General features: G+C 59.8%; 22 protein-coding genes, 1 tRNA gene and 1 pseudogene. 12 read left to right on the top strand and 12 right to left on the bottom strand.

Features of this window, described 5'->3' with window-relative positions; all coding sequences use genetic code 11:
* The first annotated feature begins 55 nt into the window (after positions 1 to 55).
* From CKW21_RS06620 to CKW21_RS06605, 5 genes and pseudogenes are all read left to right on the top strand, one after another.
* Positions 56 to 658 (top strand): biliverdin-producing heme oxygenase, encoded by a 603-nt coding sequence (locus tag CKW21_RS06620; protein ID WP_095193192.1) that lies wholly within the window; start codon positions 56 to 58, stop codon positions 656 to 658.
* Between the two features lie 155 nt (positions 659 to 813).
* Positions 814 to 1,203, top strand: coding sequence for a YbaN family protein (locus CKW21_RS06615; RefSeq protein ID WP_095193191.1), 390 nt, complete (start codon positions 814 to 816; stop codon positions 1,201 to 1,203).
* Between the two features lie 204 nt (positions 1,204 to 1,407).
* A pseudogene (locus CKW21_RS32230) lies at positions 1,408 to 2,715 on the top strand (chemotaxis protein); the annotation flags it as partial.
* A 150-nt stretch (positions 2,716 to 2,865) separates the two neighbouring features.
* Positions 2,866 to 3,621 (top strand): methyl-accepting chemotaxis protein, encoded by a 756-nt coding sequence (locus tag CKW21_RS32225; protein ID WP_371807299.1) that lies wholly within the window; start codon positions 2,866 to 2,868, stop codon positions 3,619 to 3,621.
* Positions 3,622 to 3,795: 174 nt separating this feature from the next.
* Entirely contained in the window at positions 3,796 to 5,145 is a 1,350-nt protein-coding gene (locus tag CKW21_RS06605; RefSeq protein WP_095193189.1) for a CoA transferase, read from the top strand.
* 130 nt (positions 5,146 to 5,275) lie between these two features.
* Here CKW21_RS06605 and CKW21_RS06600 read toward each other — a convergent pair whose 3' ends face one another.
* A complete protein-coding gene (locus CKW21_RS06600) occupies positions 5,276 to 6,139 on the bottom strand; it encodes a DNA-3-methyladenine glycosylase (protein WP_095193188.1) in 864 nt (287 codons plus the stop codon).
* A gap of 137 nt (positions 6,140 to 6,276) precedes the next feature.
* Between CKW21_RS06600 and CKW21_RS06595 the strand changes: the two genes are divergently transcribed.
* The 7 genes from CKW21_RS06595 (at position 6,277) to CKW21_RS06565 (ending at position 15,458) form a co-directional block, all read left to right on the top strand.
* Positions 6,277 to 7,785 (top strand): sigma-54-dependent transcriptional regulator, encoded by a 1,509-nt coding sequence (locus CKW21_RS06595; protein WP_095193187.1) that lies wholly within the window; start codon positions 6,277 to 6,279, stop codon positions 7,783 to 7,785.
* A gap of 459 nt (positions 7,786 to 8,244) precedes the next feature.
* Positions 8,245 to 8,628, top strand: a complete 384-nt coding sequence (gene gcvH / locus CKW21_RS06590; protein WP_095193186.1) for a glycine cleavage system protein GcvH — start codon at positions 8,245 to 8,247, stop codon at positions 8,626 to 8,628.
* Between the two features lie 11 nt (positions 8,629 to 8,639).
* Complete coding sequence (gcvP, locus tag CKW21_RS06585; protein WP_095193185.1) at positions 8,640 to 11,507, top strand: aminomethyl-transferring glycine dehydrogenase; 2,868 nt, start codon at positions 8,640 to 8,642, stop codon at positions 11,505 to 11,507.
* 206 nt (positions 11,508 to 11,713) lie between these two features.
* Positions 11,714 to 13,090: an L-serine ammonia-lyase gene (locus CKW21_RS06580; RefSeq protein WP_095193184.1), complete on the top strand. Its 1,377-nt coding sequence runs from the start codon at positions 11,714 to 11,716 to the stop codon at positions 13,088 to 13,090.
* Positions 13,091 to 13,132: 42 nt separating this feature from the next.
* Positions 13,133 to 14,257: a glycine cleavage system aminomethyltransferase GcvT gene (gcvT, locus tag CKW21_RS06575; protein ID WP_095193183.1), complete on the top strand. Its 1,125-nt coding sequence runs from the start codon at positions 13,133 to 13,135 to the stop codon at positions 14,255 to 14,257.
* A gap of 403 nt (positions 14,258 to 14,660) precedes the next feature.
* Positions 14,661 to 14,873, top strand: coding sequence for a cold-shock protein (locus tag CKW21_RS06570; protein ID WP_007931076.1), 213 nt, complete (start codon positions 14,661 to 14,663; stop codon positions 14,871 to 14,873).
* Positions 14,874 to 14,969: 96 nt separating this feature from the next.
* Positions 14,970 to 15,458: an RDD family protein gene (locus tag CKW21_RS06565; RefSeq protein WP_095193182.1), complete on the top strand. Its 489-nt coding sequence runs from the start codon at positions 14,970 to 14,972 to the stop codon at positions 15,456 to 15,458.
* 132 nt (positions 15,459 to 15,590) lie between these two features.
* Here CKW21_RS06565 and nadA read toward each other — a convergent pair whose 3' ends face one another.
* From nadA to ybgC, 11 genes are all read right to left on the bottom strand, one after another.
* Positions 15,591 to 16,649, bottom strand: coding sequence for a quinolinate synthase NadA (gene nadA, locus CKW21_RS06560; RefSeq protein WP_095193181.1), 1,059 nt, complete (start codon positions 16,647 to 16,649; stop codon positions 15,591 to 15,593).
* A 272-nt stretch (positions 16,650 to 16,921) separates the two neighbouring features.
* A tRNA-Lys gene (locus CKW21_RS06555) sits at positions 16,922 to 16,997 on the bottom strand.
* A 63-nt stretch (positions 16,998 to 17,060) separates the two neighbouring features.
* Positions 17,061 to 17,753 (bottom strand): 7-cyano-7-deazaguanine synthase QueC, encoded by a 693-nt coding sequence (queC, locus tag CKW21_RS06550; protein WP_095193180.1) that lies wholly within the window; start codon positions 17,751 to 17,753, stop codon positions 17,061 to 17,063.
* Between the two features lies 1 nt (position 17,754).
* On the bottom strand, positions 17,755 to 18,402 hold the full coding sequence (gene queE, locus CKW21_RS06545) for a 7-carboxy-7-deazaguanine synthase QueE (protein ID WP_095193179.1): 648 nt from the start codon (positions 18,400 to 18,402) through the stop codon (positions 17,755 to 17,757).
* Between the two features lie 167 nt (positions 18,403 to 18,569).
* A complete protein-coding gene (gene ybgF, locus CKW21_RS06540; RefSeq protein WP_095193178.1) occupies positions 18,570 to 19,415 on the bottom strand; it encodes a tol-pal system protein YbgF in 846 nt (281 codons plus the stop codon).
* 6 nt (positions 19,416 to 19,421) lie between these two features.
* Positions 19,422 to 19,919, bottom strand: coding sequence for a peptidoglycan-associated lipoprotein Pal (gene pal, locus CKW21_RS06535; RefSeq protein WP_003178634.1), 498 nt, complete (start codon positions 19,917 to 19,919; stop codon positions 19,422 to 19,424).
* A 52-nt stretch (positions 19,920 to 19,971) separates the two neighbouring features.
* Complete coding sequence (gene tolB / locus CKW21_RS06530; protein ID WP_371917511.1) at positions 19,972 to 21,252, bottom strand: Tol-Pal system beta propeller repeat protein TolB; 1,281 nt, start codon at positions 21,250 to 21,252, stop codon at positions 19,972 to 19,974.
* 17 nt (positions 21,253 to 21,269) lie between these two features.
* Positions 21,270 to 22,349 (bottom strand): cell envelope integrity protein TolA, encoded by a 1,080-nt coding sequence (gene tolA / locus CKW21_RS06525; RefSeq protein WP_095193176.1) that lies wholly within the window; start codon positions 22,347 to 22,349, stop codon positions 21,270 to 21,272.
* Entirely contained in the window at positions 22,349 to 22,801 is a 453-nt protein-coding gene (gene tolR / locus CKW21_RS06520; protein ID WP_170948638.1) for a protein TolR, read from the bottom strand. The genes tolA and tolR overlap by 1 nt, the downstream gene beginning before the upstream one ends.
* A gap of 23 nt (positions 22,802 to 22,824) precedes the next feature.
* Positions 22,825 to 23,520, bottom strand: a complete 696-nt coding sequence (tolQ, locus tag CKW21_RS06515) for a protein TolQ (protein ID WP_095193175.1) — start codon at positions 23,518 to 23,520, stop codon at positions 22,825 to 22,827.
* Positions 23,510 to 23,977: a tol-pal system-associated acyl-CoA thioesterase gene (ybgC, locus tag CKW21_RS06510; protein ID WP_095193174.1), complete on the bottom strand. Its 468-nt coding sequence runs from the start codon at positions 23,975 to 23,977 to the stop codon at positions 23,510 to 23,512. Before ybgC ends, tolQ begins: the two co-directional genes overlap by 11 nt.
* Between the last annotated feature and the right edge of the window lie 98 nt (positions 23,978 to 24,075).

The raw sequence follows: 24,075 nt of genomic DNA, 5'->3' as shown, positions 1-24,075 counted from the left end.
ATGCGCCTGCTCATTCGTCTCGTTAGCAAGCACTTCTCTTTCTCAAGGACTTCCCATGACCAACCAGGACACCGCTCAACGCCCGGCTTTGCGCTCGCAACGCCTGAACCAGATCACCCACGAGCCCCACAGCAAACTCGACGCCCTGGTCAAAGCCCACGCTCCGTTCGAAACCCAGGCCAACTTCGCCCGTTTCGTCGTGGCGCAGTACTTGTTCCAGTCGGAATTGGCAGCGCTGTACAACGATGCCGAACTGACCGCCATCGTCCCTGACCTGCCTGATCGCTGCCGTGCTGAAGCGGCCAAGGCTGACCTGGCGGACCTGGAAACGGACGTGCCGGCACCGATTGCCGGTGCCGTCAGTAACCCGAGCAAGGCTGAGGCGCTGGGCTGGCTCTTCGTCTCCGAAGGTTCGAAACTGGGCGCGGCGTTCCTGATCAAGCGTGCCGTGGGCCTTGGCTTGAGCGAAACCTTTGGTGCCCGTCACCTGGGTGAACCGGCCGGAGGCCGTGCTGAAGGCTGGAAGCGTTTCGTCAAGACTCTCGATGGGCTTGAACTCAGCGCCCAGGAAGAAGCCGAGCTGGATAAAGGCGCCATCGATGCGTTCAACCGCTTCACGGTGCTGCTGGAGCAGGCTTACACCCCGGAACTCGCCTGAAGAAACACTATCCCTGTGGGAGCGAGCCTGCTCGCGAAGAGGCCAGCACATTCAGCATTTATGTCGACTGGCACACCGCTTTCGCGAGCAGGCTCGCTCCCACAATGGACCGAGCACGTCTGCAAGATTCCGATCCACCTCACGCCCCCGAACCCATGCCAGCCTCCTCCAAACTCACCCGCCTCCTCTTCGGCCTGCTGGCCTACATCAGCCTGGGCATCGGCCTGATTGCCATCGTCATTCCCGGCCTGCCAACCACCGAATTCATCCTGCTGGCGGCCTGGGCCGCCACCCGCAGTTCGCCACGCTTGAGCGCCTGGCTGGAAAACCACCGGCTGTTCGGCCCCCTGCTCAGTAACTGGCGCAACGGCAAAATCATCGCGCGCCGGGCCAAGCTCAGCGCCACCGTCAGCATGTTGCTGTGCGCCACGCTGATGCTGGTGATGCTCGATCATGGCTGGCCGGTCTACCTGGCCGTCGCCGGAATGGGGCTGGGCAATCTGTGGATCTGGTCGCGACCGGAATCACTGCCGCAACCGTCCTGAATCTCACCGCGTTTTTTCCCGTTTTTAATCCACTTTCCGGCACACGTTTGGAATCTGGTCGCCCCCTCAGCCCTCTAGATTCAGTTGGCGATTTTTTCTGTTTTTTTATTGATTTTCAGCACATTTTCCCGCGCAAACGTTCAACCACTACCGTTCGTCGGGACCTCTCTCATGCAACGCCATCCCCACGCCGATGTGCAGTGAATGGCGCTGAATGGATTTGGCGTATCGAGTCAACCCGACTCACAGCCAACACTCATTCATTCGCGAGTTCGCCCTATGTTCGACTCACTGTCCATCCGCCTGAAAACTGTCCTGCTCTCCGGTCTGTGCCTGCTCGGCGTTGTCACGCTGATCGTCGGCATGAACTTCTACCAGACCAATCAGAACGATGAACTGGTCAGCGCCTCCAGCAGCAAGATGCTCACCGAGAGTGTGCAAAACCTGCTGCAGGCCAAGGCGGCCGAACAGGCGGTGCGGGTGCAGAAGACCTTCGGGGAAAGCCTGCTGGTGGTCACCGCCCTGGCCGATCAGATCAAGGACATACGCGCCATGGCTGCCAAGCGTTCGCTTGAGGCCGGGGCCTTGCGCGAGGAGCTGAACCAGAGCCTGAAAACCGCCTTTGAGCGCAACAGCAAGGTGCTGGGGATCTGGCTGGCTTTCGAACCCAATGGCCTGGACGGCAAGGACAGTGAATTCGCCAATGACGCGGCTCGCCAATCCAACGAAGCCGGACGTTTTGCCACGTACTGGAGCCGTGCCGGCGGCACCGGGTTGAACACGATCATGGTCGAAGACGACATGACCAAGACCGACCTTAACCTCAGCGGCACGCCGTACAACGTCTGGTACACCTGCCCACGCGACAGTAAACGCACCTGCCTGCTCGACCCGTATGCCGACACCGTCGCCGGCAAGGAAATGCTGATGACCACCATTTCCGTACCGCTGCTGGTGGACGGCAAGGCCATCGGCGTGGTCGGTGTCGACATCGCCCTTGATGCGCTGCAAGCGGCGGCCGTCGACTCCCAGCGCGACCTGTTCAACAGCGCCGGTCATATGCTGATCGTCTCCGGCAGCGGTGTGCTCGCCGCCTACAGCGTCGACGCCGGCAAAGTCGGTAAAAGCATCGGCGACACCCTGGGCGCGGACGGCAAGGATGTCCTGCAATTGCTCGGCGCCGGCACCCCGAAGATTCTTGAACAGGGTGACCTGATCCGCGCAGTCTATCCGGTCAGCCCGATCGCCGACTCCAAGGCCTGGGGCGTGGTGATCGACCTGCCCAAGCAAGTGCTGTTGGCCGATTCGGTGAAACTGCAAGCGGTGCTCGACGACGCCCAGCAAAGCGGCACGATCAAGGCGGTAGGTGTTGCAATCATTGCCGGCCTGATCGGTTTGCTGCTGATCTGGCTCACCGCCTCGGGCGTCACCCGGCCTATCAACAGCGTGGCCGAGATGCTCAAGGCGATTGCCAGCGGCGACGGCGACCTGACCCAACGCCTGCACTACAGCAAGAAGGATGAACTGGGCGAACTGGTCAGCTGGTTCAACCGTTTCCTCGACAAACTGCAACCGACCATCGCGCAGATCAAACAAAGCATCACCGATGCTCGCGGCACCGCCGACCAGTCTTCGGAAATCGCCCGTCAGACCAGCGAAGGCATGCAGGTGCAGTTCCGCGAAATCGACCAGGTCGCTACCGCGTCCAACGAAATGAGCGCCACCGCCCACGACGTCGCCAACAGTGCGTCGAACGCGGCCAGTGCCGCCAAGGGCGCCGACCAGTCGGCCCGCGATGGCATGCAGATCATCGAGCGCAGTACCCGCGACATCAACCAATTGGCCGACGAAGTCAGCAAGGCCGTGACTGAAGTTGAAGCGTTGGCGGTCAACAGTGAGCAAATCGGCTCGGTGCTGGAAGTGATCCGCAGCATCGCCGAACAAACCAACCTGCTGGCACTCAACGCGGCAATCGAGGCCGCCCGTGCCGGTGAAAGCGGTCGCGGGTTCGCGGTAGTGGCCGACGAAGTGCGCAACCTGGCCAAACGTACCCAGGATTCGGTGGAAGAAATTCGCCTGGTGATCGAACGCATCCAGAGCGGCACCCGCGGCGTGGTCGCCACCATGCATTCGAGCCAGACCCAGGCCCACAGCAACGCCGGGCAGATCCAGCAAGCGGTCCAGGCCTTGAGCAAGATCAGCGACGCGGTCACCGTGATCAGCGACATGAACCTGCAAATCGCCAGCGCCGCCGAACAACAGAGCGCCGTGGCCGAAGAGGTCAACCGCAACGTCTCGGCGATCCGCACCGTCACTGAAACCCTGACCGGACAAGCCACCGAATCGGCGCAGATCAGCAGCCAGCTCAACAACCTGACCACCCACCAGATGAAACTGATGGATCAGTTCCGGGTGTAATGATCCCATCGCAAATCCCCTGTGGGAGCGAGCCTGCTCGCGAAGACGGACCAATCGTCAATATGAATGTTGACTGACAGACCGCTTTCGCGAGCAGGCTCGCTCCCACAGTTTTTTCATCTGCTGCACAGGCTTTTTGATCTATGCTCGGGCTCTCGCTCCGGAGGGCCTTCGATGACTGATTTACTCACGTCCATTCAAGCCGCACTCGGCTTGCCGCACACGCCAATCCCTTTCACCTCTACGGGCGCCCTGCCCTCGGCGTTTGCCGTCTCGGACCTGGCCTGCGCCAGTATCGCCGCCGCGGGCCAAACCATCAGCCAATTGCTGCACCAACAAACCGGACGCTTGCCCGATCTTGAAGTCGATCGGCGCCTGGCCTCGTTCTGGTTCTCCAGTTCGATCCGGCCTGTGGGCTGGAGCGTCCCGCCGTTGTGGGATCCGGTCGCCGGTGACTATGCAGCCAAAGACGGCTGGATTCGCCTGCACACCAATGCCCCTCATCACCGTGCCGCAGCCGAATCGGTGCTTGGCGCCTGTGCCGACCGTGCGGCAATGGCGAGCAAGGTGGCGCAATGGGCCAAGCGCGATCTGGAGCAGGCCGTGGTCGACGCCGGAGGCTGTGCCGCCGAAATGCGCAGCTGGGCACAGTGGCAGGCCCACCCACAAGGTCAGGCCGTGAACGCCGAACCGCTGATTCAGTTCGATCATCACCGCAGCCCCAACGGCACACCGTGGCAGGGTTCGGTGGCGCAACCGCTGGCCGGGATCAAGGTGCTGGATCTGACCCGCGTGCTCGCCGGTCCCGTCGCCAGCCGCTTTCTTGCGGGCCTTGGCGCCGACGTCTTGCGCATCGACCCGCCGACCTGGAACGAACCGGGCGTGGTGCCGGAAATGACCTTGGGCAAGCGCTGCGCACGCCTGGACTTGCATGACAACGCCGATCGCCGCGTATTCGAAAGCCTGCTCAAGGACGCCGATATCGTGCTGCACGGCTACCGCGCCGATGCCCTGGAGCGCCTGGGTTACGGTGCAACTGAGCGGCAGAAACTGGCTCCCGGCCTGATCGACGCAAGCCTCAATGCCTACGGCTGGAGCGGCCCGTGGCTGAACCGTCGCGGCTTCGACAGCCTGGTGCAGATGAGCAGCGGCATCGCCGAAGCCGGCATGCACTGGAAGCAGGCGGATAAACCGACGCCCCTGCCGTTGCAAGCCCTCGATCACGCCACCGGGTATCTGATGGCGGCCAGTGTGATCACATTGTTGGCCGAGCGCTTGCGCAGTGGGCGCGGTGGGTCGGCGCGGTTGTCGTTGGCGCGAACGGCGAAGTTGTTGATCGAGACTGGACCCGGTATCGCGCAGCCGCTACAGGCGGAGGAAGAAAGCGATCAGGGCATGCTGGTGGAACAGACTCCCTGGGGGCCGGCGCACCGATTGCGTGTGCCACTGAAGATCACCGGTACGCCATTGCAATGGTCGATTGCAGCCTCTGAATTGGGTTCCCATCGCGCGCAGTGGTGGTGACGGTCCGATTGCTTTCGCGAGCAGGCTCGCTCCCACATTGGCTCCCGGTCTCGCTGAGGAACTCGGTCAACTGTGGGAGCGAGCCTGCTCGCGAAGGCGCCAGAACAGCCAATACAAAAGCCGGATCAATTCAGTCAGAACGACTCAACGAAGTCCAAAGCAACTGCGCCGCATACCCCCGAAACGGTCTCCACCCCTCAGCCCGCATCAATAGCTGCCGCGCCGTCACCGCCTCCCCCTCAAGCGCCGCCAAGGCATTGATCAACCCCACATCCCCCGTCGGAAACCCATCCATCTCGCGCAACTGCCGCAAAGCAATGTACTGCGCCGTCCAGTCACCAATCCCATACAACGCCAGCAACCGCGCCACGCCGCCCTCCCGACCGGGTTCGAACAACAGCGGATCATCCAGCAACGCCTGAGCCACGCCCGACAACGTGCGGCCACGGCTTTTCGGCATGCCCAGTGTCGCCAGGTCCGCCGCCGCCAACACCGCCGCCTCGGGAAACACATGGCTGACGCCACCTCGCGGCGAGGTCAGTGGCACGCCATATTGCGCCACCAGTTTCCCGGCGAGCTTGATTGCCGCCCCTACCGTAATCTGCTGTCCCAACACCGCGCGAATCGCCAGTTCCAGCCCGTCCCACGTCCCCGGCACACGCAGCCCCGGGCGCTCGGCAATCAATCGCGCCAGCAGCGGATCAACCGCAAGGTGTCGATGGATCCTGCTCAGATCGGCATCCAGATCAAACATCCGCCGCACTCGCGCAACGATCTCGGGCACGGCTGTCGGGTCGGGAAAATCGAGGGCCAGCTCCAGTGAGTCCGCTGTCGCCTGTTTGATCGACAGGCTGCCATGAACACCCTTCAAGCCGATGCTGCGCGAGTAAACGCCGTCGATCACCTCTTCCATTCCGGCAATCGCCCGCGCCGACAAGAAGCCGAGCATCGCCGGCCAGTCGTAGGGTGGTTGAAACGCAAGCAACAACTTCATACCGGTCCCTCAAATTGATCAATGTGACCAGATTATCCTTTGTGGGAGCGAGCCTGCTCGCTCCCACGGGATTTCACCAATTGCCCGCCCCAAGGCATACTTGCCACCCTCCGCACTCCAGAACCTGAAACCGCCCCATGCGTATCCACGTCAGCTTCATCGACCGCGTCGGTATTACCCAGGAAGTCCTGGCCTTGCTCGGTGGCCGCAATCTCAACCTGGATGCGGTGGAAATGATTCCGCCCAACGTCTATATCGATGCGCCAACCCTGAGCCCGGACGTCCTCGAAGAACTGCGTGATGCGTTGCTCAGCGTGCGTGGTGTACAGGCGATGACGGTGGTCGATATCTTGCCGGGTCAGCGCCGGCACTTGCAGCTCGATGCACTGCTCGCGGCCATGACCGATCCGGTGCTGGCTTTAGACAGTGCCGGCAAGGTGCTGCTGGGCAATCCCGCGCTGATTGCCCTGTATGGCCGCGAACCGGCCGGTGAAAGCGTTGCCGATCTGTTCGCCGACCCGGCGCTGCTCGACGCCCTGCTCGAACACGGCTTTCGCCTGCCACTGCGGGAAATCACCGTCAACGGCCAGACGTTGTTGCTCGACGCCACCCCGATCACCGACGCCGGCGCCTTGCTGACCCTCTATCAACCGAACCGCATCGGCGAACGTCTGTCGGCGTTGCACCATGATCACGCCGAAGGTTTTGACGCGCTGCTGGGCGAATCGCCGGTGATCCGCACCCTCAAGGTTCGCGCGCAACGGGTGGCGGCCCTTGATGCACCGCTGTTGATCCAGGGTGAAACCGGCACCGGCAAGGAACTGGTGGCCCGGGCCTGTCACGCCATCAGTGCGCGGCACAACTCACCGTTTCTGGCGTTGAACTGTGCAGCATTGCCGGAGAACCTCGCCGAAAGCGAACTGTTCGGCTACGCCCCCGGCGCCTTCACCGGCGCACAACGCGGCGGTAAGCCTGGACTGATGGAGCTGGCCAACCAGGGCACGGTATTCCTCGATGAAATCGGCGAAATGTCACCGTACTTGCAGGCGAAGTTGTTGCGCTTCCTCAACGATGGCAGTTTCCGGCGAGTGGGCGGCGATCGCGAAGTGAAGGTCAACGTACGCATTCTCAGCGCGACTCACCGCAACCTGGAAAAAATGGTTAGCGAAGGGCAGTTCCGCGAAGACCTGTTTTACCGCCTCAATGTCCTCAACGTCGAAGTCCCACCGCTGCGCGAGCGCGGCCAGGACATTCTGCTGCTGGCTCGTTACTTCATGCAGCAGGCCTGCGCGCAGATCCAGCGTCCGGTCTGTCGCCTGGCGCCGGGCACTTATCCGGCCCTGCTGGGTAACCGCTGGCCGGGCAACGTGCGTCAGCTGCAAAACGTGATTTTCCGCGCCGCGGCCATTTGCGAAAGCAGCCTGGTGGACATCGGCGACCTCGACATTGCCGGCACCTCGGTAGCGCGCCAGAGCGACCACGACGTCGACAGCCTGGAACAGGCGATGGACGAGTTCGAGAAAACCCTGCTGGAAAAACTCTACGTCAGCTACCCCTCGACCCGCCAACTGGCCAGCCGCCTGCAAACCTCCCACACCGCGATCGCCCATCGGTTGCGCAAGTACGGCATTCCCAACAAGCCGTAATCCTTACAGTTGAAACACCTCTCCCAGCCAACAAAAATCTACTGTGGGAGCCAGCCTGCTGGCGATAGCAGTCTCACAGACAATAAAGATGTTGAATGTGATGGCCCTATCGCCAGCAAGCTGGCTCCCACAGGTTTTGAGTTTGACCCGTAAATTTCACTCTAAAAACGACCTCCACCTGTACTGAAAACGCTACAGCGGAACGATATCGCTACACCCCTCTCCAACCACTGCCCTGCAAGGCTTTGATCCACTTCAGCTTTTTTCTTGAGCCATGCCTGTAGCGATTTCGCTACAGGCAGCAAATGATCATCGCTCAAATAATCACCTAAGCTATTGATTTAAAACAATAAAAAAAGATTGGCCGCGTTTTTGCTTAATTACCACTCATAAATCAGGGCAATTGCCCCAGCATTCAATCGCGTCCACCAGACGAGTCTGGCCCCTTAGGAGTTTTCCATGAGCGAATTGCGTTTTACTGAAGATCACGAATGGCTGCGCACCGAAGCTGACGGCACTGTCACAGTCGGTATCACCGCGTTCGCACAGAACGCGCTGGGCGACGTGGTTTTCGTACAACTGCCTGAGCTGCAGTCCTACGAAAAAGGCGCTGAAGCAGCCACCGTGGAATCGGTAAAAGCGGCCAGCGGCGTGTACATGCCCCTGGACGGAGAAGTCGTGGAAGTGAACCCGGCGCTGGACAGCAGCCCGGAACTGGTCAACGAAGACCCGCTGGGTGAAGGCTGGTTCTTCCGTTTCAAACCGGCTGACGACTCGGCTGTCGCCAAACTGCTGGATCAGGACGCCTACGACCGCCTGATCAAAGCCCAAGCCGAAGCCTGAGGAACGTTGACATGACTCAAGTGAATCCTGCCGTTGTAAACATCAGTACCGCCAACGAATTCATCGCCCGTCACATCGGCCCGCGCGCCGGCGACGAGCAGGCGATGCTCAACAGCCTGGGTTTCGACTCCCTGGAAGCCCTGAGCGCCAGCGTCATCCCGGACAGCATCAAGGGCACCAGCGTCCTCGGCCTCGAAGACGGCCTGAGCGAAGCCGACGCCCTGGCGTTGATCAAGTCCATCGCCAGCAAGAACCAGCTGTTCAAGACCTTCATCGGCCAGGGCTACTACGGCACCCACACACCGTCGCCGATCCTGCGCAACCTGCTGGAAAACCCGGCCTGGTACACGGCCTACACCCCTTACCAGCCGGAAATTTCCCAAGGCCGTCTTGAAGCGCTGCTGAACTTCCAGACTCTGATCAGCGACCTCACCGGCCTGCCGATCGCCAACGCGTCCCTGCTCGACGAAGCCACCGCCGCTGCCGAAGCCATGACCTTCTGCAAACGCCTGAGCAAGAACAAGGGCAGCCACGCGTTCTTCGCCTCCGTGCATTGCCACCCGCAAACCCTCGACGTATTGCGCACCCGTGCCGAGCCTCTGGGTATCGACGTCGTGGTCGGCGATGAGCGTGAACTGACTGACGTCAGCGCTTTCTTCGGCGCCCTGCTGCAATACCCGGCAAGCAACGGTGACGTCTTCGACTACCGCGAACTGACCGAACGCTTCCACGCCGCCAATGCCCTGGTGGCGGTGGCTGCTGACTTGCTGGCCCTGACCGTGCTGACCCCACCGGGCGAGTTCGGCGCCGACGTGGCCATCGGTAGCGCGCAACGCTTCGGCGTGCCGCTGGGCTTTGGTGGCCCGCACGCGGCTTACTTCTCCACCAAGGATGCGTTCAAGCGCGACATGCCGGGCCGCCTGGTCGGTGTGTCCGTGGACCGTTTTGGCAAGCCGGCGCTGCGCCTGGCGATGCAAACCCGCGAACAGCACATCCGCCGCGAGAAGGCCACCAGCAACATCTGCACCGCTCAAGTGCTGCTGGCCAACATCGCCAGCATGTACGCCGTGTACCACGGTCCGAAAGGCCTGACGCAGATCGCCAACCGCGTGCATCACCTCACCGCGATTCTGGCCAAGGGCTTGAGCGCACTGGGTCTGAGCGTCGAGCAGGAAAACTTCTTCGACACGCTGACCATTAAAACCGGCGCGCAAACGGCTGCGTTGCACGACAAGGCTCGCGCCCGGCAGATCAACCTGCGCGTGGTGGATGCCGAGCGTCTGGGCCTGTCCCTCGACGAAACCAGCACCCAGGCCGACGTTGAAACCCTGTGGGCGCTGCTGGCCGAAGGCAAATCCCTGCCGGACTTCGCCGCCCTCGCTGCCTCGGTACAAAGCACGCTCCCGGCCGCACTGGTGCGCCAGTCGCCGATCCTCAGCCACCCGGTGTTCAACCGTTATCACTCGGAAACCGAGCTGATGCGCTACCTGCGCAAACTGGCGGACAAGGACCTGGCGCTGGATCGCACCATGATCCCGCTGGGTTCGTGCACCATGAAACTCAACGCCGCCAGCGAAATGATCCCGGTGACCTGGGCCGAGTTCGGCGCCCTGCACCCGTTCGCCCCTGCCGAGCAGAGCGCCGGCTACCAGCAACTGACTGACGAACTGGAAGCGATGCTCTGTGCTGCTACCGGTTACGACTCGATCTCGCTGCAACCGAACGCCGGCTCGCAAGGTGAGTACGCCGGTCTGTTGGCGATCCGCGCCTATCACCAGAGCCGTGGCGAAGACCGCCGCGACATCTGCCTGATCCCGTCCTCGGCCCACGGCACCAACCCGGCCACCGCCCAGATGGCCGGCATGCGCGTGGTCGTCACCGCGTGCGATGCCCGTGGCAACGTCGATATCGAAGACCTGCGCGCCAAGGCCATCGAGCACCGCGAACACCTCGCCGCGCTGATGATCACCTACCCGTCGACCCACGGCGTGTTCGAAGAAGGCATCCGCGAAATCTGCGGCATCATTCACGACAACGGCGGCCAGGTGTACATCGACGGCGCCAACATGAACGCCATGGTCGGCCTCTGCGCCCCGGGCAAGTTCGGCGGCGACGTGTCGCACCTGAACCTGCACAAGACTTTCTGCATCCCTCACGGCGGTGGCGGCCCGGGCGTTGGCCCGATTGGTGTGAAATCGCACCTGACGCCGTTCCTGCCGGGCCACGCGCAAATGGCACGCAAGGAAGGCGCGGTATGCGCCGCGCCATTCGGTAGCGCGAGCATTCTGCCGATCACCTGGATGTACATCCGCATGATGGGCGGCGCGGGTCTCAAGCGCGCTTCGCAGCTGGCCATTCTCAACGCCAACTACATCTCCCGTCGCCTCGAAGAGCATTACCCAGTGCTCTACACCGGCAGCAACGGCCTGGTGGCGCACGAGTGCATCCTCGACCTGCGCCCGCTGAAAGACAGCAGCGGCATCAGCGTCGATGACGTGGCCAAGCGCCTGATCGACTTCGGCTTCCACGCTCCAACCATGTCGTTCCCGGTGGCCGGCACGCTGATGATCGAGCCGACCGAAAGCGAATCCAAGGAAGAACTGGACCGTTTCTGCGACGCCATGATCCGCATCCGCGAGGAAATCCGCGCGGTGGAAAATGGCACGCTGGACAAGGACGACAACCCGCTGAAAAACGCCCCGCACACCGCGGCGGAGCTGGTCGGCGAGTGGTCGCATCCGTACAGCCGCGAGCAAGCGGTGTACCCGGTCGCTTCGCTGATCGAAGGCAAATACTGGCCGCCGGTCGGTCGCGTCGACAACGTGTTCGGCGATCGCAACCTGGTCTGCGCCTGCCCGTCGATCGAAAGCTACGCTTAAGGCAATGAGGGGGTGGATTTATCCGCCCCCAATTTCAAGAGCACCGCATATCCCCCTGTGGGAGCGAGCCTGCTCGCGAAAGCGGTATGTCAGGCAACATTGATGGTGACTGACCCACCGTTTTCGCGAGCAGGCTCGCTCCCACAGGTGATCTGCACCTGATATCACATTCCGCCATACCTATAACAAGAAACCGGAGAACAACCATGTCGTTAAGCGTGTTCGACCTGTTCAAGATTGGCATCGGCCCCTCCAGCTCCCACACCGTCGGCCCGATGCGCGCAGCCGCGCGTTTCGCCGAAGGCCTGCGCCGAGAAAACCTGCTGACCGCGACCACCTGCGTCAAGGTCGAGCTCTATGGTTCACTCGGTGCCACCGGCAAGGGCCACGGCAGTGACAAGGCTGTGCTGCTGGGCCTGGAAGGTGAACACCCGGATACCGTGGACACCGAAACCGTCGCCGCTCGCCTGCATGACATTCGTGGCAGCGGACGCTTGAACCTGCTCGGCGAACACAGCATTGCGTTCAACGAGAAAGAACACCTGGCGATGATCCGCAAACCGTTGGCCTATCACCCCAACGGCATGATTTTTCGCGCATTCGACGCCGCGGGCCTGCAGATCCGCAGTCGCGAGTATTACTCGGTCGGCGGCGGCTTTGTCGTCGATGAAGACGCCGCCGGTGCCGATCGCATCGTCGAAGACTCAACCGCGCTGACCTTTCCCTTCAAAAACGCCAAGGAACTGCTCGGTCACTGCGCCACCTACGGGTTGTCCATCAGCCAAGTGATGCTGACCAACGAAAGTGCCTGGCGCCCCGAAGCGGAAACCCGTGCCGGTCTGTTGAAGATCTGGCAAGTGATGCAGGACTGCGTTGCCGCTGGTTGCCGTAACGAGGGCATCTTGCCCGGCGGCTTGAAGGTCAAGCGTCGGGCGGCTGCGCTGTATCGGCAATTGTGCAAGAACCCGGAATCGTCCCTGCGCGATCCGCTGTCGGTGCTGGACTGGGTCAACCTCTACGCCCTGGCCGTCAACGAAGAAAACGCCAATGGCGGACGCGTCGTCACGGCGCCCACCAACGGTGCGGCCGGGATCATTCCGGCAGTGCTGCATTACTACATGCGTTTCATTCCCGCGGCGAACGAAGACGGGGTGGTGCGTTTTCTGCTGACCGCCGCGGCCATCGGTATCTTGTACAAGGAAAACGCCTCGATTTCCGGCGCCGAAGTCGGCTGCCAGGGTGAGGTTGGCGTGGCGTGTTCCATGGCGGCCGGGGCCTTGTGCGAAGTCCTCGGCGGCACGGTGCAACAAGTGGAAAACGCCGCGGAAATCGGCATGGAACACAACCTGGGCCTGACCTGCGACCCGATCGGCGGGCTGGTGCAAGTGCCTTGCATCGAGCGCAACGCCATGGGCTCGGTCAAGGCCATCAATGCGGTGCGCATGGCCATGCGTGGCGACGGACAGCATTTCGTCTCCCTCGACAAGGTCATCCGCACCATGCGCCAGACCGGCGCCGACATGAAAAGCAAATACAAGGAAACCGCCCGAGGCGGTTTGGCGGTCAACATTATCGAGTGCTGATGTGCTCTCATCTGCATCTGCACCCTTTTTCAGGAGCTGAATATGTCCACCGAACAACTGTTGAAAACCCCGTTGCACGCACTGCACATCGAACTGGGCGCACGCATGGTGCCATTCGCCGGCTATGACATGCCGGTGCAATACCCGCTGGGCGTGATGAAAGAACACCAGCACACTCGCGATCAGGCCGGGCTGTTCGATGTATCGCACATGGGCCAGATCCGTCTGACCGGCGCCAATGCCGCCAAGGCCCTGGAGACCCTGGTGCCGGTGGATATCATCGACCTGCCGGTGGGCATGCAGCGCTATGCGATGTTCACCAACGAGACCGGTGGCATCCTCGATGACCTGATGGTCGCCAACCTGGGTAACGACGAATTGTTCCTGGTGGTCAACGCGGCCTGCAAGGACCAGGACCTGGCACACCTGCGCAAACACATCGGCGAACAATGCCGTATCGAACCACTGTTCGAAGAGCGCGCCCTGCTGGCCCTGCAAGGTCCGGCGGCGGTCACCGTGCTGGCGCGCCTGGCTCCGGAAGTGGCGAAAATGACGTTCATGCAGTTCGCCCGTGTGCAATTGCTGGGCGTTGACTGCTTTGTCAGCCGCTCGGGCTACACCGGTGAAGACGGTTTCGAAATCTCCGTGCCGGCCTCCAGCGCCGAAGCCCTCGCCCGCGCCCTGCTGGCGGAACCGGAAGTCGAAGCCATCGGCCTTGGTGCGCGCGACTCGCTGCGCCTGGAAGCCGGCCTGTGCCTGTACGGCCACGACATGAACACCGACACCACTCCGATCGAAGCCAGCCTGTTGTGGGCCATTTCCAAGCCTCGTCGTGCCGAGGGTGCGCGTGCCGGCGGTTTCCCTGGCGCTGAAAGCGTGTTCGCCCAGCAACAGGGCGGTGTCAGCCGCAAGCGTATCGGCCTGCTGCCTCAGGAACGTACTCCGGTGCGCGAAGGCGCAGAGATCGTCAACGAAGCGGGCGAGATCATCGGCAGCGTCTGCAGCGGCGGTTTCGGGCCGACCTTGGGCGGTCCTTTGGCGATGGGTTATGTCGACAGCGCTTATATCGCTCTCGATACTCCAGTATGGGCGATTGTTCGTGGGAAAAAGGTTCCTTTGCTTGTAAGCAAAATGCCATTTGTTCCGCAACGCTACTATCGCGGCTGATTGATTGTTCCTATAAGTAACGCGGTTGCGTTAACAATGCACTAATGTGTAACGCAACCGCCATAAAAGAGTGCATCGTTTGGCTCTAAGCTTCGATTATGAACTTTGCTTATAACGTTCGAAAACAATTGAACAGTCGTATCGAATAAGCTGCCACTAATGGCCCGAAAAACTGCCAGCAACCCGAGGAAATGCGGGCTTCGCAGGGGCTTGTTTTTTCTCCCATAGTTGGCGTAGAGTTTGTTCACTGTGTTTGCATGGGTCGCTTGGAATCGTGACCTGGGCAGTAGCCACCAAGTTAGCTACATCCCGTTCGACGTCTTCTTACTCTCCTGCAACCAGCCCCAGTACTCTTTCATGAGAAGGAGACTGTCATTAATTTTAGCGTCAAAGGAAATAAGAAATGTCCCAACGTCAGAGCGGTACCGTCAAGTGGTTTAACGACGAGAAAGGTTTTGGTTTTATCACTCCAGAAAGCGGTCCGGATCTGTTCGTGCATTTCCGCGCTATTCAGGGCAACGGTTTCAAGAGCCTGAAAGAAGGCCAGAAAGTGACCTTCATCGCTGTGCAAGGCCAGAAAGGCATGCAGGCTGACGAAGTACAAGCAGAAGGCTAATCTTCTGTAACGAAAAAGCCCCTGATGCTGACATCAGGGGCTTTTTTGTGCGCGTAAATCCGTAAAATGGCTTCTTTTTTCCCTTTGAGTGCCGTCATGTCGAAACACCTGCTGAAACCCCAGGGCGAATTTCCTGCCGCTGGCCTGGGTCGTCGTCTGGCGGCGATGTTCTATGATTTCCTGTTGTGCACCGCCCTGCTCATCGTGACCAGCGGCGCCTACAAGATGATTCAGATGGCGATCATCGGTGAAGAAAAAATGCGCGCGCTCACGGAGACCGGAGCGCTCGATGGCGACCCGCTGCTCTCGACCGTACTGCTGTTCGTTCTGTTTGGCTTCTTCGCCAAGTTCTGGACCCACTCAGGCCAAACCCTGGGCATGCAGGTCTGGTGCATTCGCGTACAGAATGCCGATGGCTCCTCCATCAGCCTGTGGCAAGCGCTGCTGCGCTTCGTGGTGTCGATCGCTTCGCTGCTGTGCGTGGGCCTCGGATTCATCTGGTCGCTGTTCGACAAGCAGAAACGCAGCTGGCACGACATGTATTCCAATACCCAGCTGGTGCGGATTCCCAAAAAGACCAAATAGCTACAGGGCGCAAAAATCACTGTGGGAGCGAGCCTGCTCGCGAATGCGGTGTATCAGCAAACATTAATGTCAGCTGATACGCCCTCTTCGCGAGCAGGCTCGCTCCCACAGTTTTTTGCGGTTTGAGCGCTATTAAGCGTTGCCTGCCAACTTCATCCGCGCAGCCTGGGTGAAATCCAACATGCGCTTGAGCGGCCGAATGGCCTGGGGAATCAGCGCAGGATCGACAAAGATCTCGTTGGTCCCCTCTTTCAAGCTCTTCAGCGTGCGCTCAAGGGTATTCATCGCCATCCACGGGCAGTGTGCGCAACTGCGGCATGCGGCCCCGTTGCCGGCGGTTGGCGCTTCGATAAACACCTTGTCCGGGCACAACTGCTGCATCTTGTAGAAGATGCCGCGATCAGTGGCGACAATCAAGGTTTTGTTCGGCAGGGTCTGTGCCGCCGCGATCAACTGACTGGTGGAACCCACAGCGTCTGCCAGCTCGATCACCGAGGTGGGCGACTCTGGATGCACCAGGATCGCCGCATCGGGATACAGCGCCTTCATGTCCTCGAGCTGCTTGGACTTGAACTCTTCGTGAACGATGCAAGCTCCGTCCCACAGCAGCATGTCGGCACCGGTCTGGCGCTGGATGTAAGTGCCCAGATGCTTGTCTGGCCCCCAGATAATGGTTTCGCCGTTGTCCATCAGGCTTTCAACGATCTCCAGCGCGCAGCTTGAAGTCACTACCCAATCCGCTCGCGCCTTGACCGCCGCCGATGTATTGGCATAGACCACCACCGTACGCTCGGGATGCTGGTCGCAGAACGCGGAAAACTCGTCGACCGGGCAACCCAGGTCCAGCGAGCACGTGGCTTCCAGCGTCGGCATCAGGATGCGTTTTTCGGGGTTGAGGATCTTGGCCGTTTCGCCCATGAATTTGACCCCGGCGACCACCACGGTCTTGGCCGGATGGGCATTGCCGAAGCGGGCCATTTCCAGCGAGTCGGAAACGCAACCACCGGTTTCTTCGGCCAGGGCCTGAATGATCGGATCGCAATAGAAGTGGGCAACCAGCACTGCGTCCTGAGCCTTGAGCTCGGCAGCGATGGCAGAACGGTAATAAGCTTCCTCATCGGCTGTCAGCGGCTTGGGCTGCTTGGCGTCGAGGTGGGCTTGAACCAGAAGGCGTTCGGAAATCTGCGTCATGTTCGCAAGACCTGCAGGCGCATTCGCGCGAAAGTCGAGTATACACCCGGCTCCGGACCCAACAGGGTACCGCCGGGAAAGTGAGTATTGATCAGGCACGGACAGCGTTGAAGCTGCGCAAGGCTACAGAATATCCTGTGGATGCAAAAGATGATTCTGATCTGTGTCATGCAGTACGGCCCGGGAACCGGGCGGACTTAAATCGCGGGCAAAAAAAAATCCGGAAATCCTCACTTTCGTGGGCCTTCCAGACTTTTAAAACAGCTTGAAAATGGTGGGTCGTGTGGGATTCGAACCTACGACCAATTGGTTAAAAGCCAACTGCTCTACCAACTGAGCTAACGACCCGCTGTGTGGTGGCGCGTATAATACTGATTTTTAAGGACTATTCAACACCTATTTTGAAATAAATCAAAAATAAGGTGTTGGATCGCTGATTCCGGCCGCCGCAAAGCCTTCCGCACGCAGGCGGCAGCTGTCGCATTTGCCGCAGGCACGGCCATCGTCATCGGCCTGATAGCAGGAAACGGTCAGGCCGTAGTCCACCCCAAGCTTCACACCTGCCTGGACAATCTGTGCCTTGCTCAGGTTTTGCAGGGGCGCCTGAATACGGAAGCCCTGCCCTTCAACACCGGCCTTGGTGGCCAGATTGGCCATGCGCTCGAAGGCCTCGACGAACTCTGGGCGGCAGTCAGGATAACCGGAGTAGTCGACAGCGTTCACACCGATAAAGATGTCACGCGCACCCAGCACTTCGGCCCAACCCAACGCCAGTGACAGGAACACCGTGTTGCGTGCCGGCACGTAAGTCACCGGGATGCCTTCCCCCGCTACTTCCGGCACGTCGATACTGCTGTCGGTCAGCGCCGAGCCGCCGATGCCGTTCAGGTTCAGACCGATCACCTTGTGCTCGACCACACCCAAGTCACGGGCGACACGCTCGGCGGCATACAGCTCTGCGTGGGAACGCTGACCATAGTCGAAACTCATGGTGTAGCAGCTGTAGCCTTCAGCGCGAGCCATGGCCACGACGGTTGCCGAATCCAGGCCACCGGACAGGAGGATGACCGCACGTTTTTCCACAGTGTTCAATTGTTCCGTCATATCAGCGCCCCGGCTCGTCATTCCAAAGATATTTATGCAGCTGCAATTGCAGGCGCACTGGCAGATTGTCCGCCACCACCCAGTCAGCCAGATCCCGAGCATTGAGGTCGTGATGACTTGGCGAGAACAGGACTTCCCCGGCGCGCTGGTCCAGACCGTACTGGATCAGCTTGGAAACGGACCAGTCATAGTCTTCCCGCGAGCAGATGACAAATTTCACCTGATCGTTGGGCGTGAGCAGTTCAATGTTTTCGTAACGATTGCGATGGGCTTCCTTCGAACCCGGAGTCTTCAGGTCGACGACACGACTGACCCGAGGATCCACCGCCGAGATATCGATAGAACCACTGGTTTCCAGTGACACTTCGTAACCGGCGTCACACAACCGCTTGAGCAATGGAATGGCATTGGGTTGTGCCAGGGGCTCGCCGCCCGTGACACAGACGTAACGTGGACGGAACCCTGCCACTTGCTCGAGGATATCGTCGAGCGTGCGAATGGTTCCGCCGGTGAAGGCGTAGGCGCTGTCGCAGTATTGGCAACGCAACGGGCAACCGGTCAGGCGCACAAAAACCGTGGGCAGGCCGGCAGTCCGAGTTTCACCCTGCAACGAGTAGAAAACTTCGGTGATTCTCAATGTGTCTTGCATAGTCGCCACGGGCGTAACAGCTAAACAGGCTGTCCGCCTCCGTCAGGCACTTCAAGGAACCCCGGCAATGCGCAGATCCCAAAAAGCGTGTTTCAGAAAAAAGGGGATGAATTCTAACAAAAAACCCGCGACAAGCGCGGATTTCTTCGAAACAGGTCAAGCAGCCCTTACATTTTTTGCAGATCACGCTGTGCCAACTGAGCGGCGGAAGTACCCGGATATTGGGAAACCACCTGCTGCAGAATGCCTTTGACCCGGTCGGTATGACCGAGGCGGCGCTCTACATCAGCGAGCTTATACAGCGAATCAGGCACTTTGGCGTGCTTCGGGTAAAGCTGTGAAACCTTGGCAAACGCCTGACCTGCACCTTGCAGATCACCTTTGGCCAGGTTCACCTCACCCAACCAGTACTGGGCATTGCCCGCGTATTGGCTATTCGGGTATTTGCGCAGGAATGCGGCGAAAGCCTGGCTGGCCTTGTCGAAATCCTTGGCCTTGATCAGGTCGAAGGCTGCGTCGTAATAGAGCTTTTCCTTCGCCGGGTCTGCCGGCTCGCTGCCCGCGGCGGGTGCTTGAGCGGCTGCCGCTCCTGCACCGGCGGCTGCGCCTGCTGCTGCACCGGGGGCATTCAAATCGCCACCGGTGGAAGAATTATCGGGAGTCGCGGCTGGTGCAACGCCGGATCCTATGCGCCGATCAAGATCCTGATATCGCTCCAGGCTCTCTTGCTTCATGCGCGCTACATCATTTTGCAGTTCTTCAATCACACCCTGTTGGCGCGAGATCTGATCCTGCATTTGTTGCAGTTGGTTGAACAGCTGGCCCTGTGCCGAGACAGGGGCCGAAACCCCTCCCCCGGCATAGGCGCCGTTCGTACCGTAACCCGCAGGCGGATAACTGCTCCCGCTATTGTTATAGCCGGAGTCATTATCGACCACAGGAACCTCAGCCCACACCGCAAACGGTGCGAGACTGAGAGCCAGAACAGTTACAGCACGACGGCACGTTCGCATGACGAATTACTTACGCAGTTCGACGCGACGGTTTTGAGCCCAGGACTGCTCGTCGTTGCCGGTAGCAACTGGACGCTCTTCGCCGTAGGAAACCAGTTCCAGCTGAGCTGGGGAAACACCTTGCAGTACCAGGTAGCGTTGAACGGCTTTCGCACGACGCTCGCCCAGTGCCATGTTGTACTCACGAGTACCACGTTCGTCGGTGTTGCCTTCCAGAACAACGCGAGCGCCGTTTGCTTTCAGGTCTTTGGCGTGAACGTCCAGAGCGCGCATGGCTTCTGGCTTCAGGTCCGAGCTGTCGTATTCGAAGTAGAAAGTGGTGATTGCGCGCAGAGCAGCTTCTTCGCTCAGGGAGCCGTCAACTGCACCAGTGTTTGCGCCGTAACCAGCGTTTGGATCTACCGCGCCTTCACCGGCATTGTCGCCGCCTTTGGACGAGCAACCTACAGCTACAGCCATGGCCAGAGCCAGCGCAGCAAATTTACCAAACTTCAGCATTTCCATCGTGAAACTCCTAATGAACCCCAGTGTGTTAAGTAAAACGTAAAGCGCCGCGTCAGTTCAGGTAAGGGGACCAGGAAGGTTCTCTGACTTCGCCTTGTGCGGTAGGAAGCGGGAGCCTTACGCGTCCATTGATGGACACGAGCATCAAGACTCCCCGGCCCTGCTGGCGGGTGGCGTAGATTACCATGGTGCCGTTGGGCGCAACAGTAGGCGACTCGTCCAGAGTGCTATCAGTGAGGATCTTTACACTACCGCGCTGCAAATCCTGAGCCGCCACCTTGAAATTGGTGAAACCGTCCTGGCGGTGGATCATCACCAGGGTCTTTTCGTCAGCCGACAGTTTAGGGTTGGCGTTGTAGTTACCGACGAAAGTCACACGCTCGGCACCGCCACCACCCACGCTGGTTTTGTAAATCTGCGGTTTGCCGCCACGGTCGGAGGTGAAGTAGATGGTCGAACCATCCTTGCCCCAGAACGGTTCGGTGTTGATGCCCTGGCCGTTGGTGACGCGACTGATCTGACGCGAACCCAGGTTCATCACATAGATGTCCGGGTTGCCATCTTTGGACAAGACGAATGCCAGGCGATTGCCATCCGGCGACCAGGCTGGCGCACCGTTCAGGCCTTCGAAGTTGGTGATCTGTTCACGGCGACCGGTGTCGATGTTCTGCATGAAAATGCGCGGACGCTTCTGCTCGAACGAGACGTAGGCGATGCGCTTGCCATCCGGAGCGAAACGCGGCGACAGGATCGGCTCGCGCGATTGCAACAGGGTCACGGCGCGGGCACCGTCATAGTCCGAACGTTGCAGCGTGTAGCGAGTGTTCTTCTCGGAGAAGCGCTCGGCTGTCACGTACAGCAGGCGAGTCGAGAACGCACCTTTGATACCGGTGAGTTTTTCGAACGACTGGTCGGAGATGTAGTGCGACATGTCGCGCAGTTGATCGACGCCGCCCGACACGCTGCCGGTCAGCACTTGCTGCTCGGTAGCGACGTTGAACAGTGCGTATTGAACCTGCAGGCGACCGCCCGCCGGAACAATGCTGCCGACCATGACGTACTGGGCACCCAGCGCCTTGAAGTCACGGAAGATGATTTCGCTGGCCTGGCTTGGCTGGCTGATCATGTTCTGTTTTGGAATCGGCGAGTAGTAACCCGAGTTGCGCAGGTCGTTACCGATGATTTCGGCCATGTCGTCCGGCAGCACGCTGCCGCCCTGGAAGCCGAACGGCACGACCGCGATCGGAGTGGCCCGATCGCTGCCGCTTGTTACCAGAATGTTTTTCTCATCTGCCATCGCCATCCCTGCCATGCAGCAGATAGCGACCAGCATTCCTCGAAGAAGGTTTCTCACAAGGCTAGATCCTCAGGTGTGAATGTCATCTTGAATGAACGATACGGAGCAAAATCGCTCGGCTTCATTCCCTGCATTTCTGTCAAACGTCCAATATTCTTCACCGCCGCTACAGCCGACGCGTCAAACGGACCGTCACCACTGGACCTGGAAACGCTGACCGAAGTCACCGTACCGTCCGGCAACATGCCGATTTGCAACACGACCGTCATGCCTTTGCGGGCCGAAGGTGGACGGGCCCAGCCTTCCGCTGCACGAGCTCGAATCAGGTCATCGAAACTGCCGGCGACTTCGTCACCCTGCTCATCGGCCAAGGCCTGCTGACGCTGCGGCGTGTCGGAAAGCAAATCTGCCAGGGCCTGAGCCTTTTTGTCTTCGGCGGATTTACGTGCCGCATCCTGCGCTTTCTTCTTCGCAGCATCGGCAGCAGCTTTCTTCTTCGCTTCTTCGGCGACTTTCTTCTTCGCCTCTTCAGCTTCAGCTTTCTTCTTGGCGTCTTCCGCGGCTTTCTTCTTCGCGTCTTCGACGATCTTTTTCTTCGCTTCTTCAGCGGCCGCTTTCTTGGCCTCTTCTTCAGCAGCCTTCTTGGCTTCTTCTTCCGCTTTCTTCTTGGCTATATCAGCCAATTGTTTCTCTTCTGCCTTCTTGGCTTCGGCGGCCTTTTTCGCGTCGTCGGCTTTCTTGGCTTCATCAGCCTTTTTCGCCTCTTCCGCTTTCTTGGACTCGTCGGCCTTCTTGGCTTCCTCGGCCTTTTGAGCCGCTTCTTCTTTCTTTTGTTCCGCAGCCTTCACTGCTTCCTGCTCGACCTTCTTCTGTTCCATCTGCTCTTCTTCGGTCTGGCGCGCGGCGGATTTCTTCGCCTCACCCGCAATCTTCTGATTGGTCTGGGTGGTTGCCTGACTTTTCGATTTCAGCTGGTACAGTGTTGCCTGAACAATCGGCTTGGCCGGCGGCAGCTCCGGTGTGAAGGCAAAACTGACGAACAGCATGCCGAACACCAGCACGTGCAAGCCAATCGCCCAGACACTAGGCCAGAAGTAGCTTTCCGAGGCGGACGGCTCTCGCTGTTGCTGCATCAGGGCGCCTCGGTAATCAAGCCAACATTACCGACCCCGGCTTTCTGCAACCCGCCCATGGCACCCATGACGGCCCCGTAGTCGACGCTCTTGTCGCCACGGATGAAGACCTGGGTACGCTTGCCGCCTTCGTTGCCGACGCGAATGATCTTGGTCACCGCGTCAGTCATCTGCGGCAGGGTCATGGCGCGATCTTGTTGCTTCTCTGTGTCGACTTCGCTGCCAAGGTTCCAGTAGTAGGTCTTGTCAGCCTTGATCGAAATGGTCAGGACCTGGGTGTTGTTGTCCTGCGGCAAGGCTTCGCTGGAAACCTTCGGCAGATCAACTTTCACACCCTGGTTGAGCATCGGCGCGGTCACCATGAAGATGACCAGCAGCACCAACATCACGTCGATGTAAGGCACCACGTTCATCTCGGCGACCGGCTTGCGCTTATGTCGAGCTCGAGCGATTAAAGCCATTGGAAATTACCTGCTTATTCTTCGCTGGTGTGCACTTTACGGTGCAGGATCGCCTGGAATTCGTCGGCGAAGGTGTAGTAACGGCTCAGCAGGGTTTCGCTGCGAGCAGAGAAGCGGTTGTAAGCGATAACGGCCGGGATGGCGGCGAACAGACCGATCGCGGTGGCGATCAGGGCTTCGGCGATACCTGGCGCCACGGTGGCCAGGGTTGCTTGTTGCGCAGTCGCCAGGCCACGGAAGGAGTTCATGATGCCCCAGACGGTACCGAACAGACCGATGTACGGGCTGACAGAGCCGACGGTGGCCAGGAACGGCAGGCTCTGCTCGAGCTTTTCTTCTTCACGGGAAATGGCAACGCGCATGGCACGAGCCACACCTTCCATCACCGCCTCCGGGTCAACGCCTGGCTGCTGGCGCAGACGGGAGAATTCCTTGAAACCGGCACGGAAGATCTGCTCGACACCCGAATCCGGGTCCGGGTTGCTGCCCGCCTGACGGTAGAGTTTGGACAGGTCGATACCCGACCAGAAGCGCTCTTCGAAGCTCTCCAGGGCGCGTCGACCGGCGCGCAGCAGGTTGCTGCGCTGAAAGATCATGATCCATGAGGTCACCGATGCGGCTACCAGGGTCAGCATTACCAGTTGCACCACGATACTGGCATTGCTGACCAGGCTCCACATGGAGGAATGGTCGACGACGTTAGCTTCCACGCTTTATCTCCTGCTTTGAGTGTGTACCCGCGCCGCTCACGTCGGCAAAGGCCGCTCGTAGAGCTTCGGGAATGGCCCGGGGTTTTAAACTTTCAGTGCGCACACAGGCCACCAGAAACTGCCCTTCACAGAGCAGTGCATTATCCGTGGCCCGCCTGACCTGCTGCTTGAAGCGCAAGCTGGCACGGTTCAATTCGATTACTTCAGCGCTTACCAGCAGCTCGTCATCCAGTCGCGCCGGCGCGTGGTAGCGCGCTTCGCTGGAATGCACGACGAACAACAGGTCCTCCCCTGCCAGCTGCGATTGGGCAAAGCCCAGCTCTCGTAGCCGCTCGGTTCGAGCCCGTTCCATAAACTTGAGGTAATTGACGTAATACACGATGCCGCCCGCATCGGTGTCCTCGTAATAAACGCGACAACGATGTGCGAAAGGCTCAAGCCCGTTTTGCGCGCGCATACTCTAGTGCTTACTCCTCGGGTTGCCAATCCGGCCAGGCAACTGTTTTTCAATGTTCTGCGGCTTTCTGGCGAAAGTACGGTCCTAGGACAGCACAA

The organism is Pseudomonas sp. Irchel 3A7 (assembly GCF_900187565.1).
Lineage (GTDB): Bacteria > Pseudomonadota > Gammaproteobacteria > Pseudomonadales > Pseudomonadaceae > Aquipseudomonas.
This window is presented reverse-complemented; position numbering and strand designations above follow the sequence as displayed.